At 73.4% G+C, this 11,866-nt stretch carries 9 protein-coding genes; 4 read left to right on the top strand and 5 right to left on the bottom strand.

From position 1 onward, the window contains the following. Positions 1–514 (bottom strand): DUF2470 domain-containing protein (locus NCC78_RS19020; RefSeq protein WP_250796008.1); only part of this gene is annotated, 514 nt, incomplete at its 3' end. 70 nt (positions 515–584) lie between these two features. Between NCC78_RS19020 and rpsD the strand changes: the two genes are divergently transcribed. Further along, positions 585–1,196 carry a 30S ribosomal protein S4 gene (gene rpsD / locus NCC78_RS19015; protein WP_250796006.1) on the top strand — a complete coding sequence of 204 codons (612 nt, stop codon included), beginning with the start codon at positions 585–587 and terminating at the stop codon, positions 1,194–1,196. Positions 1,197–1,247: 51 nt separating this feature from the next. On the opposite strand, the gene NCC78_RS19010 is transcribed toward rpsD, so the two are convergent. Then, positions 1,248–3,044, bottom strand: coding sequence for an ABC transporter ATP-binding protein (locus NCC78_RS19010; RefSeq protein ID WP_250796010.1), 1,797 nt, complete (start codon positions 3,042–3,044; stop codon positions 1,248–1,250). A gap of 58 nt (positions 3,045–3,102) precedes the next feature. Then, positions 3,103–4,983: an ABC transporter ATP-binding protein gene (locus NCC78_RS19005; protein ID WP_250796005.1), complete on the bottom strand. Its 1,881-nt coding sequence runs from the start codon at positions 4,981–4,983 to the stop codon at positions 3,103–3,105. A gap of 155 nt (positions 4,984–5,138) precedes the next feature. On the opposite strand from NCC78_RS19005, the gene NCC78_RS19000 reads away from it, so the two are divergent. The 3 genes from NCC78_RS19000 to NCC78_RS18990 all read left to right on the top strand — a co-directional run bounded on the left by NCC78_RS19000 (position 5,139) and on the right by NCC78_RS18990 (position 8,809). Beyond that, the gene (locus NCC78_RS19000) at positions 5,139–5,768 is read left to right on the top strand and encodes a TIGR03085 family metal-binding protein (RefSeq protein ID WP_250796004.1); all 630 of its coding nucleotides are present in this window, start codon (positions 5,139–5,141) and stop codon (positions 5,766–5,768) included. Between the two features lie 123 nt (positions 5,769–5,891). Beyond that, on the top strand, positions 5,892–6,845 hold the full coding sequence (locus tag NCC78_RS18995; RefSeq protein ID WP_250796003.1) for a terpene synthase family protein: 954 nt from the start codon (positions 5,892–5,894) through the stop codon (positions 6,843–6,845). 137 nt (positions 6,846–6,982) lie between these two features. Then, the gene (locus tag NCC78_RS18990) at positions 6,983–8,809 is read left to right on the top strand and encodes an AMP-dependent synthetase/ligase (protein ID WP_250796002.1); all 1,827 of its coding nucleotides are present in this window, start codon (positions 6,983–6,985) and stop codon (positions 8,807–8,809) included. Positions 8,810–8,901: 92 nt separating this feature from the next. On the opposite strand, the gene NCC78_RS18985 is transcribed toward NCC78_RS18990, so the two are convergent. Both NCC78_RS18985 and NCC78_RS18980 read right to left on the bottom strand, forming a co-directional pair. Beyond that, complete coding sequence (locus NCC78_RS18985) at positions 8,902–10,215, bottom strand: low temperature requirement protein A (RefSeq protein WP_250796000.1); 1,314 nt, start codon at positions 10,213–10,215, stop codon at positions 8,902–8,904. Between the two features lie 138 nt (positions 10,216–10,353). After that, on the bottom strand, positions 10,354–11,571 hold the full coding sequence (locus NCC78_RS18980; protein WP_308220925.1) for a low temperature requirement protein A: 1,218 nt from the start codon (positions 11,569–11,571) through the stop codon (positions 10,354–10,356). Positions 11,572–11,866: the final 295 nt, after the last annotated feature.

Raw genomic sequence — 11,866 nt, 5'->3', positions numbered from 1 at the left:
GGTGCTCGGCGAGATCGGCCAGCAGCTCCGCCTCGACCGGGTGCAGGGGGTCCGGCTGCGCCTCGGCGTACGCCTCGGGGTCGATCCGGCGGACGGCGCCGGCGCGTTCCCAGCGGGCCTCGACCACCTCGAAGCGGTACAGCCGGAACCGGGTGCCCACGTCGAGCAGGTCGCCGGTCGGCTCCACCGCGGCGAAGTCGAGCGCCGCCCGGCGTTCCTCGTCGCCGTCCAGGCGGGTCGCCCAGCCGGAGATCCAGGCCCGGCCCAGCGACGGCGCCCCGGCCGCGGGCGGCAGGTCGAGCACGTCCAGCACCAGCGCGACGTCGGACTCGCCCTGGGCGGGCCGCAGCGCCGCTTCGAGGTCGCTGACCACCGGCACCAGCAGCAGCACCCGCCCGTCCGGGTCGGTGACGTGCCGGACCTGGTGCGGGCCGGACCGGTGCGCGACGTGGGCGAGGGCGGGCAGCCGGCCGGCGACGAGGGTACGGACGATCTCCGCGGGGCTGGGTCGCATGGCACGACCTCCTTAGTAGGTTAGGCTTGCCTAACTCGAAGACTAGAGCACCGGATTGGAGACGTCCAGCGTGAACCACCCCAGGCCCAAGGCCCGCATCTCCCGCGCCCTCGGCATCGCCCTGACCCGCAAGTGCGTGCGGTACGTCGAGCGACGCCCCTTCCCGCCCGGCGTGCACGGCCGGCAGCGGCGCAAGACCTCGGACTACCAGGTCCGACTGCTGGAGAAGCAGCGCCTGCGCCACCAGTACAACGTCAGCGAGACCCAGCTGCGGCGCACCTTCGACGAGGCGGCCCGCGGCACCGGCAAGACCGGCGAGAGCCTGGTCTCGCTCCTGGAACGGCGGCTCGACGCGGTGGTGCACCGGGCCGGGCTGGCCCGCAGCATCTACCAGGCGCGGCAACTGGTCGCGCACGGCCACTTCACCGTCGACGGGCGCAAGGTCGACCGGCCCTCGTACCGGCTGCGGCCGGGTCAGGTGGTCGGGGTCCGCGAGCGCAGCCGCGCCTCGGCGCCGTTCCAGCTCGCCGCCACCGGCGCCAACGCCCCCGACGGCCCCGCCCGGCCCTACCTGTCGGTGGAGCTGGCCGGGCTGCGGGCCACGCTGCTGCGTGAGCCGGCCCGGCACGAGGTGCCGGTGATCTGTGACGAGCAGCTCGTGGTGGAGTTCTACTCCCGCTGAGCCGGCCGTCGCGGCCCGACGCACGGTCGGGCCGCGACGGACGGCCTTCGGTCAGCGGGTCTGCTCCAGCCAGGAGGCGAAGAGCAGGCCGTAGATCGACTCCGGGTCCCGGACCAGCTCGTCGTGCGGGCCGCGCTGCACGATCCGGCCCCGGTCGACCACGATCACCTCGTCGGCGGACTGGGCGGTGGAAAGCCGGTGCGCGATGGCGAGGGTGGTGCGCCCCCGGGTCACCGCGTCCAGGGTGCGCTGCAGCCGCACCTCGGTGGCCGGGTCGACCGCGCTGGTCGCCTCGTCCAGCACCAGCAGGTCCGGGTCGGCCACGTACGCGCGGGCCAGCGCCACCAGCTGCCGCTCCCCCACGCTCAGCGCCTCGCCCCGCTCGCCGACCGGGGTGTGCAGCCCGGACGGCAGCCCCTCCAGCCAGTCGGCCAGGCCCAGCTCGGTGAAGGCGGCGGTGAGCTGCTCGTCGGTCAGCTCCGGCCGGGCGAAGCGGACGTTCTCCGCCACCGTGGCGTCGAAGAGGAAGCCGTCCTGCGGCACCATCACCACCCGGGAACGCAGCGACGCGAACCGGACCTCATCCAGCGGCACCCCGGAGAGCAGGACCTCACCGGCGGTCGGATCCATCAGCCGGGTGAGCAGCTTCGCGAAGGTGGTCTTGCCGCTGCCGGTCTCCCCGACCACCGCCACCCGGCTCTTCGCCGGGATCTCCAGGCTCACGTCGTGCAGCACGGGCGGGCCCCCCGGGTAGGCGAAGCACACCCCGGCGAAGCGGATGTCCAGCGGGCCGGAGGGCAACTCCCGCCCCTGCTGGCCCGGGTCGGCGACGTCCGGCGTTACGTCCAGCACGTCCAGCACCCGGCGCCAGCCGGCGATGGCGTTCTGCGCCTCGTTGAGCACCTCCGTGGCGATCTGCACCGGCTGGATGAAGAGCGTGACCAGGAAGAGGAAGGCGGTCACCTCGCCGATGCTCAGGGTGCGGTCGGCGCCCAGGGTGACCCCGAGCACCACCACGCCCGCCAGCGCCAACCCGGCGGCCAGCTCACCTACCGAACTGCCGAGGATGCTGATCCGGATCGCCCGCTGCTGAGCCCGCCGCTGGCTGTCGATCGCCTCGTCGAGCCGGCGGGCGGTCCGCCCGGCGATCCCGTACGCGCGGATCACCGGCGCGCCGACCACGCTCTCCGCGATCGTGCCGAGCAGCGTGCCGGTGCGCTGCCGGACCACCCCGTACGCGGCACCCAGGCGGCGCTGGAGCAGCCGGATCACGAACACCGCGGGCAGGAAGGCGGCGAAGACCACCAGGGTCAACTGCCAGGAGTACGCGAGCATGACCAGCGTGGTCACCACCAGCTGACCGAGGTTGATCACCAGGATCACGCCGCCCCACTGGAGGAACTGGGTGATCTGGTCGACGTCGCTGGTCACCCGGGAGACCAGCGAACCCCGTCGCTCGGACTGCTGGTGCAGCATGGACAGGTCGTGCACGTGCCGGAACGCCCGCACCCGCACGTTGGCCAGCGCGGTCTCGCTGACCGTGAAGAGCCGGCGCATCATCAGGTACCCGCAGAGCGTGGTCACCACCAGCACCGCGGCGGTGGCCGCGACCACCGTCCAGACCACCGGCAGGTTCAGGCCGCCGAGGATGCCGTTGTCGATGCCCTGCTGCACCGCCACCGGCACCGCCGCCCGGCCGACCATGTAGACCAGGGCCAGGCCGAGGGTGCCCGCGAGGCCGACCCGCAGCTCCGGGGAGAGCGCCAGCCCGCGGCGCAGCGTCTGCCAGGTCGTCTCGGCAACCTCCGGCCGCTGCTCCTGCGCCGCCTGTCGTTCGGCCGCCGCCACACTCACCGGACCCACCTTTCGTTCGCGACTGCGGGGCTCGCAAGCTCACTCCTCGCACTCACCGGTCCACCTCGATCTCCAGGCCCGAGCTCAGCGGGGCGACCTGGTCGTACGTGGCGTTCTTGGTGTGGTCGACCTCGGCCTGCTCGTACGCGGTGACCAGGTCGGTGTAGCCCGGCACGGTGGCGAGCAGCTGGGCGTGCGTGCCCCGGGCGACGACCCGCCCCTGTTCGAGGTAGATGACCTCGTCGGCGAGGGCGATGGTGGCCCGCCGGTAGGCGACCACCAGGATCGACGCGGCGGGTGTGCCCGGCTCGCCTCCCGAGGAGCGCAGTCCGGCCAGGATGGCGGCCTCCACCCGGGGGTCGACGGCGCTGGTCGCGTCGTCGAGCACCAGCAGGCGCGGTCGGCCGGCGAGCGCCCGGGCCAGGGTGAGCCGCTGCCGCTGACCGCCGGAGAGCGAGGTGCCCCGCTCGCCGACCATGGTGTCGAGCCCGTCGGGAAGGGCGGCGACGAAACCGTCCGCCTCGGCCAGCCGCAGCGCCGCCCAGACGTCGTCGTCGCCGATGCCCGGCCGGTCCAGGGCGATGTTGGCCCGCACGGTGTCGTCGAAGATGAACGGCACCTGGGCGACCAGCGCGGCGGCGCCGGCCAGCGAGGCGGCGGTGAGCCGTCGGACGTCCACCCCGTCCAGCGCGACCGCGCCGGCCCGGGGGTCGACCAGGCGCACCGCGAGGGAGGCGATCGTCGACTTGCCGGCCCCGGTCGGCCCGACCAGGGCGACGGTCTTCCCGGCGGGCACGGTGAAGGAGACCTCGCCGAGCACCTCGGTGCCGGGCAGGTGCGCCTCCGCCGGCTCGTAGCCGAAGCAGACGCCGGCGAAGGCGAGGGTGGCCGGCCGGCGATCGGCCGGGTCGAACTCGGTGTCGCCGTACGGCATCTCGCCGGTGGCGTCGAGCACCCGCCGGACGCGCTCCCAGCCGGCGACGCTGCGCGGCAGCTCGGCCAGCACCCAGCCGATGGCCCGCACCGGGAAGGCCAGCACGGTGAAGAGGAACGCCACGCTGACGAGTTCGGAGACGCTGATCGCGCCCTCCCGCAGCCGGAACGCGCCGACCACCAGCACGGCGAGCGTGCCGAGGCTGGGCAGGGTCTCCAGCATCGGGTCGAAGACGCCGCGCAGCCGTCCGACGGCCACCAGCGAGTCCCGCAGTTCCCCGGCGCGGGCGGCGAACCGGTCGGTCTCCTGCGCCTCCCGCCCCATGGTCTTGACCACCAGGGCGCCGTCGAAGCTCTCGTGGGCGATGCCGCTGACCTCGGCGCGCAGCCGCTGGGCCCGGGCCTGGCGGGGCGCCATCCGGCGAGAGTAGGCCACGTTGAGCGCGAAGAGCGCCGGGAAGACGGCCAGCCCGACCAGGGCCAGCGCCCAGTCGGTGACGAAGAGCGAGACCACCGCCCCGACCAGCATCACCAGCGTGCCGACCGCGAAGGGCAGCGGCGCGATCGGGTACCAGGCGGCCTCGACGTCGGAGTTGGCGTTGGAGAGCAGGGTGCCGGTGGCGTTGCGGTGGTGCCAGGACAGCGGCAGGTCGAGGTAGCGGCGGGTGACCCGGCGACGGTAGGCGGCCTGGAGGCGGTACTGCATGTAGCCCGCGCCGAGCCGGCGGCCGAAGATGCCGACCACCCGAAGCATGCTGATGCCGAACAGCGCCACCGCGGCCAGGGCGAGCACCCCGACACCGACCGAGCCCCGCTCGATCGCGGGCACCACGACGTCACCGACCACCGCGCCGACCACGAACGCGCTGGCCACCGTCATGGCGCCGAAGAGCACGCTGCCGGTCACCGCGACCGCGAAAATCCGCGGCTGCTCCCGGATCGCCTGCCCGAGCACGGCCAGCCCCCGCCCGAGCACGTCCCGACTTGTCCTGCTCGCCACTCTCTCCCCCGCCGTAAGCCGCAATTATCTCCCTCATCCTTACCGGTCGGGGCCAGCTCCGCCGACCCGGGCCGATATGTCCACCGTCACTGCCGTCACTGCCGCCACCGGGCGCCGGCGCGCCGGAGTGGGCCTCCGCGCCTACGATCGGAGCCATGTCGCGGTACGCCCGATCGGAGCGCGAGGCGCTCGCCGACCTGATGCTGGCCCTCGGGCCGGAGGCGCCGACGGTCAACGAGGGGTGGTGCGCCCGCGACCTCGCCACGCACCTGGTGCTGCGGGAGCGCCGGCCGGACGCGGCGGGTGGCATCCTGCTCCCGCCGCTGCGGGGGCACGCCGAGCGGGTGCGCCGGCGGATCGCCGCGCGCCCCTGGCCCCGCCTGGTCGGCCAGGTGCGCCGCCCACCGGTGTGGAGCCCGGTCAGCAACCCGGTGACCGACGAACTGGTCAACACCCTGGAGTTCTTCATCCACCACGAGGACGTTCGCCGGGCCCGGAAGGGCTGGCTCCCGCGCAACCTGCCGGCCGGGCTGGGCGCGGCCCTGTGGAAGCGCAGCGCCCCGCTGGCCCGGCTGGCGCTGCGCCGCTTCCCGGCGGACGTCTTCGTGCAGGCTCCCGGCTACGGCGAGCTCTCCGTCGGCCGGGGTGGCGAGCCGGTCCGGGTCGTCGGCGCGCCCGGTGAACTGGCGCTGTTCCTCTCCGGCCGGCAGCGGGTGTCCCGGGTGCAGGTCGACGGTCCGTCGGCGCTCGTCGACCGGCTCCGCCGCGCCGACCTGGGCATGTGACGGCATGCACAAGAACGGTCACGGTCGGAGCTGAAACTTCCTCCACCCAACGATGGGGGACGATCCCTGCTCCCGTACGCTGTCCCGCGCCGTCCCGCCCGGGACGGCGCGACTGGGGGCACCATGCGGACCTTTGCGGCCTCGGCGCTGCGGGAACCCCCCTTTCCCGCGGAACGGCACCACGCCACCGACCAGGTGGCTCAGGAGACCATCGCGTGGGCCCGGAGCCTCGGGCTGATCAGTTCCGGGCACCGGCTCCGCCGCCTGCGGCGGGCTGACGCGGCCGAACTGGCTGGGCGGGCCTGCCCGGAGGGGCCCGTCGACCGGCTGCGCCTGCTGACCGATCTCTTCTCCTGGCTGTTCGTGATGGACGACTCCTGCGACGAGGACGGCCTCGGTGACGCCCCGACCCGGCTGGCGCCCACCGTCGCGGCCCTGCTGGACGTGCTGGACCGGCACGGCGACCCGACCGCGGGGCCGTCCACCGCCGCCGGGCCGCTCGGCGACGCGCTGGACGACCTGTGCCGGCGGGTCCGCGCCGTCGGGCCGCCGGCGCCGCTGCTGCGCTTCGTCAGCCAGGTGCGGGAGTACCTGATGGCGCTGCTGTGGGAGGCGACCAACCGGGAGCACGGCCGGGTGCCCGAGCTGGCCGAGTACGTCCAGATGCGCCGGCACACCGGCGGGGTGCACCCCAGCTTCACCCTCACCGACCTGGCCCTCGGCGGCCTGCCGGGGGCGACCGACCGGGCCGACCCGACGCTGGTCGGCCTGGAACTGCTCGCCGCCGACCTGGTCTGCTGGTGCAACGACGTCTTCTCCTACGGAAAGGAGAACCGCTCGACGCCGGACGGGCACAACCTGGTCACCGTGATCGCCTCCCGACAGACCGGCGGCGACGAGCCGTCCGCGCTGCGGGCGGCGGCCGACCGGTTCAACGACGCCCTGTCGGCGTACCTGGCGGCGGAGGCGACCGCGCTGGCCACCGCGGACGCCCCGGTGCGCTCGGTGCTGCGGGCGCGCCGCACCTGGATCCGGGCCACCTACGACTGGTCGCTGGTCGCCGGCCGGTACACCTAGCGCCGTTCCACGTCGCGGGACGTGGCCGTGCCGTGATCAGCGGGGCTAGCCGACGCCCGGGTGCAGGCAATACTCTTCGGTAACCCACCATGGCGTGATGACTGTCACGTCTCCACCCCCGTAAGGCGGCTACAGCGATGGCTCTCGATGTACCGTACCGCTCCATTCCTGACATGTTCCTCAAGCGCGTGGCGGCGACCCCCGACCGTCCCGCCTTTGCCCACCCGGCCCCCGACGACTCGGGTCCGGTCTGGTTGACCTGGGAGCAGGTGGCCCACCGCGCCAAGGCGGTCGCCGCCGGGCTGCACGGTCTGGGCGTCGGTCAGGAGGATCCGGTCGCGATCCTGGCGAACACCCGGCTCGACTGGGTGATCGCCGACCTCGGCATCATGTGCGCCGGCGGCGCGACCACCACCGTCTACCCCACCACCGAGCCGGAGGACGCGACCTACATCATCGCCGACTCCGGTTCCCGGGTGCTGTTCGCCGAGAACCCGGCCCAGGCCGCGAAGATCGCCGGTGCCGACCTGCCGGCGCTGACCCACGTGGTGCTCTTCGACGGCGCCGCCGACCCGGCCGCCGCCATTCCCCAGCTGACCCTGGCCGAGCTGGAGGAGCAGGGGGCACGGGCCCTTACCGCCGAGCCGGACCTGATCGACATGCTGGTCGCCGGGATCGGCCCCGACCACCTGGCCACGCTGATCTACACCTCGGGCACCACCGGGCGCCCCAAGGGCGTCGAGCTGCTGCACGGCGGTTGGTGCTGGGAGGGGGTGGCGCAGGCCGAGGTCGGGCTGCTCCGCGACGACGACCTGCAGTACCTCTGGCTGCCGCTGTCCCACTCGTTCGGCAAGACGCTGCTCTGCGGCGCGACCCACGTCGGCCTGCCGACGTACGTCGACGGCCGGGTGGACAAGCTGGTCGAGCTGCTCGCCGTGGTCAAGCCGACGCTGATGTGCGGCGCGCCCCGGGTCTTCGAGAAGGTCTACAACAAGGCGGTGACCACCGCGCAGGGCGCGGGCGGTGCGAAGGCGAAGATCTTCGCCTGGGGCGTCGGGGTCGGCAAGCAGAAGGTCGCCCTGGAGCAGGCCGGCAAGCCGGTCCCGGCCGGGCTGAAGCTGAAGTACGCGGTGGCCGAGAAGCTGGTGTTCAGCAAGCTCCAGGCCCGCCTCGGCGGCCGGATCCGGGTGCTCGTCTCCGGCGCCGCCCCGCTCAGCCCCGAGATCGCCACCTTCTTCGCCGCGGCGAACCTGCCGATCTCGGAGGGCTACGGCCTCACCGAGACCAGCGCCGGCAACTTCGTCAACCCGCCGGAGGGGCTGCGCATCGGCACGGTCGGCAGGGCGATGGGTGACCTGGAGTGCCGGATCGACACCGACGGCGAGATCCTTCTCCGCGGCCGGCCGGTGATGCGCGGCTACCACAACCTGCCCGAGGAGACCGCCGCCGCGTTCACCGAGGACGGCTTCTTCCGCACCGGCGACATCGGCAGCCTGGACGAGGACGGCTACCTGAAGATCACCGACCGGAAGAAGGACCTGGTCAAGACCTCGGGCGGCAAGTACATCGCTCCCTCGCACATCGAGGGGATGTTCAAGGCGACCTGCCCGTACACCTCGCAGGCGGTGGTGATCGGGCAGGCCCGCAACTACTGCACGATGCTGGTCACCCTCGACCCGGACGCGATCAAGGGCTGGGCCGCCGGCACCCCGCTGGAGGGCCGGGACTACACCGAGATCGTCGCCTCGCCCGAGGCAAAGGCCATGGTGGAGGGGTACGTGGCCGAGCTGAACGCCAAGCTCAACCGCTGGGAGACGATCAAGAAGGTCGCCATCCTGCCCCGCGACCTGACCATCGAACACGGCGAGATCACCCCGTCGCTCAAGATCAAGCGACGCGGGGTGGAGAGCAACTTCGCCGACGAGATCGACAAGATGTACGCGGGCACGCTCGCCGAGATCTGACCGCGGCACGTCGCCACGACGGCCCCGCCCGCACCGGGGCGGGGCCGTCGCCGCATCGGCGGCGTCCCCGGCGGGGACGAGCCGTCGGCGGGTCAGAGGTGTTCCCCGCGCCACCTGGTCTGGTCCGCCTCGGCGGCGTACTGCTCCTGCAACGCCACCTGCCGGACCCGCCCGCGCAAGGGGGCGTCGGCCGCCGTCTGCACCGCGGTCAGCGCCACGACGACCACGCCCAGCAGCCCCAGCGCGATCAGCTCCGGCAACCGGGCCGCCAACGGCGCCGACGCGGCCAGCAGCAGCACGAACCCGATCGAGGGCCACCGGAGGGCCCGCAGCGCCCGCCACCCCAGGGCGACCAGCCCGAGCAGGTAGAGCGCCACGCCGCCGTAGAGGGCCAGCAGGTCGAACCCGGGCAGCGGCAGCCCCCACGCCGGGTTGGACGGGTCGGCGCCCTCGTCGAGCAGGCCCTTGAGCCCCAGGGCGAACAGGATGATCCCGGCCACCAGCGGCAGGTGCAGGTAGGTGTAGGCGTCCCGGGCCAACGCGACGCGGGCGTCGACGTCCCGGGTGCGGTGCAGGGCCTGTTCCAGAGCGAGGGCCAGGGTGTCGAAGTACGCCCACCAGAGCCCGGCGACCACCGCGATGCCGAGCACCGCCCCGATGATGATCGGCCAGGTCAGCGAGAGGCCGGCGATGAGTCCGGGCCCGAGACCGAGGGCGATGACCGACTCGCCGAGCGCCACCAGGACGATCAGCGCGTGCCGTTCCGCCCAGTGCCCGGCCGAGATCACCGTCCACCCGGTGCCGCGCAGCACCAGTCCCACGCCGTACTCCACGGCGATGGCGGCGATCCACAGCCCGAGCCGGAGGCCGACCTCGGCCGACCCCTCGACGAACCGCTGCGGCAGCGTCGACGCGGTGAGGATGAGGCCCGTCGCGATCACGACCGGCACGCTGAGCAGCAGCCACTGACGCCGCAGCACCGGGTCACCGCGGGCCACCCAGCCGAAGGCCGCCACCTGGGAGGCCCGGACCAGGAAGTAGCAGACGGCGAAGACCAGCGGGCCGTTCAGGCCGCCCGGGTTGTCGCGGAACGCCTGCGGCATGGCCAGCGCGAACACGAACGCCGCGGCCGTGGTGGCGAAGCCGACCAGCGGCACCACGCCCTGGTCGGTCCGGACGACGTTGCCGAACGCGGCGAAGGCGGTCCAGCACCACCAGAGCAGGGCGAGGACGATCAGGCACTGCACCAGGCCGCCCGGGGTGGGGTTGCCCGCCGTCAGCGTGGTGACGTTGAGGAAGGCGAAGACGAAGACCAGGTCGTAGAAGAGTTCGAGACGGGTGGCCCGGGCACCCGGCGCGCTCGGCCGGATCCCTGTCGGCCACCGCCCGCCGGCCCCCCTCCTCACCTGGGCAGTGTCCCAGTCGTCGGGGTGCCCGCAGGCGCGATCGACCGAGCCGGGGTGAGCCAGCTCCGCATCGCCTCGGCGTCCGGCGCGCACGGCGTCACGCCGACCCTGCGGGCCGCGCCAACACGGGCCGTACGGTCAGAAGTGCCGGCGGCGCCACTGGTTGGCCTCCGCCTCCAGCGCCGCCTGCTCGTTCTGCGCCGTCTCGCGTACCCGGGTGCGGATGTCCCGGTTGGTGCGCAGCCGGGCCAGCACCAGCACCCCGACGAAGGCGGTGAGCAGGGCCAGCGCGGTCAGCGCCGGCAGCCGGTACGCCAGTGGCGCCGTACCGGCGAGCAGCCCGCCGGCGGCCAGCGAGAGCCGGTCGAGCCGGCGGAAGGTGCGCAGCTCGATCGCCACCAGGGCGAGCAGGAAGACGACCACCCCGCCGTAGAGCACCAGCAGGTCCAGTCCGCCGAGCGACTCGCGCGCCGCGCGCGTGGGTGAGGTGATCACACCGGTGAGCAGCCGCTTCAGGCCCAGGGCGACGAGGATTATCGCCATGATCAACGGCAGGTGCAGGTACGTGTAGATGTCCCTGGCCAGCGGGATCCGCTCCGGCCCGCGCACCCCGTGCAGCATCTGCTCGACGGCGAAGGCGAGCAGGTCGAAGTAGAGCCACCAGAGCGTGGCGATGACGACGATGCCGAGGACGGCGGCGGTGATGATCGAGACCGTGATGGGGCGGCCGGCCCGCTCGGTGGAGCCGACCCCGAGGGCGATCACCGACTCGCCCAACGCGACCAGCACGATGAGGGCGTGCCGCTCGGCCCAGTGGCCCACCGACCGCACCCGCCACCCGGTCCGGGTGAGCAGCAGGGGCACCGAGTACTCCACCACCAGCGCGACGAGCCAGAGCCCGAGCCGCACGTCGTCGGCGACGTCCTCGGCGAAGAGGCGCTGCGGCACCATGGCGGCGAGCAGGATGATCAGGGCGCCGCCCATGGTGGGCGCGGTGAGCAGCAGCGAGCGCCTCCTCGGCGCCGGGCCGGTCCCCATCGTGGCCCAGAGGGCAACCCCCTGGACCACCCAGATCGTCAGGTAGGCGCAGGCGAAGACGAACGGCCCGTACAGGCCACCGGGCTCGTCGCGGATCGCTGCGGCGGTGTTCAGGGCGAGCACGAAGACAGCCGCCATCACCACGAAGCCGACCAGCGGCATGACGCCCTGGTCCGCCCGGAGGATGTTGCCCAGGGCGGCGAAGCCGGTCCAGCACCACCAGAGCAGGGCCAGCACGACCAGCGACTCCCCCAGCGTCCGGACGTCCAGGTTTGCCGAGGTCAGCGTGGTCAGGTTGATGAACGCGAAGACGAACACCAGGTCGTAGAAGAGCTCCAGGCGGGTGACCCGGGTGCCCGGCCCGCCCCAGTTGATCAGCCGGGACCGGGCCGCTGTACCCACCCCCGCAGTGTTCCAGCCGGCGCTGGCCCGACGGGCTCGATCGGTCGAACCCCACCGCCGCCGCCGGCTGCGTACCGCCGGCGACCGGCAGGGACCGCCCGGGATGACGTCGACGACGGTCCGGCGGATGTCGAACGGGTGCGGGTCGGCGAAGGCCGGGCAGGAGTGGGTGACCTGCTCGATGTCGACGAGGTAGATGGTCATCGGGCAC

It is taken from the genome of Micromonospora phytophila (assembly GCF_023656545.1).
GTDB lineage: Bacteria > Actinomycetota > Actinomycetes > Mycobacteriales > Micromonosporaceae > Micromonospora > Micromonospora phytophila.
Note: the sequence above shows the minus strand (reverse complement) of the source record. Positions and strands in the feature narration are given on the sequence as shown.

What these genes read in the sequence shown, in the direction of transcription:
- NCC78_RS18995 (WP_250796003.1), top strand. Translation starts at nt 5,892, where the DNA reads ATGCGGACCTTTGCGGCCTCGGCGCTGCGGGAACCCCCCTTTCCCGCG.
- NCC78_RS19000 (WP_250796004.1), top strand. Translation starts at nt 5,139, where the DNA reads ATGTCGCGGTACGCCCGATCGGAGCGCGAGGCGCTCGCCGACCTGATG.
- NCC78_RS18990 (WP_250796002.1), top strand. Translation starts at nt 6,983, where the DNA reads ATGGCTCTCGATGTACCGTACCGCTCCATTCCTGACATGTTCCTCAAG.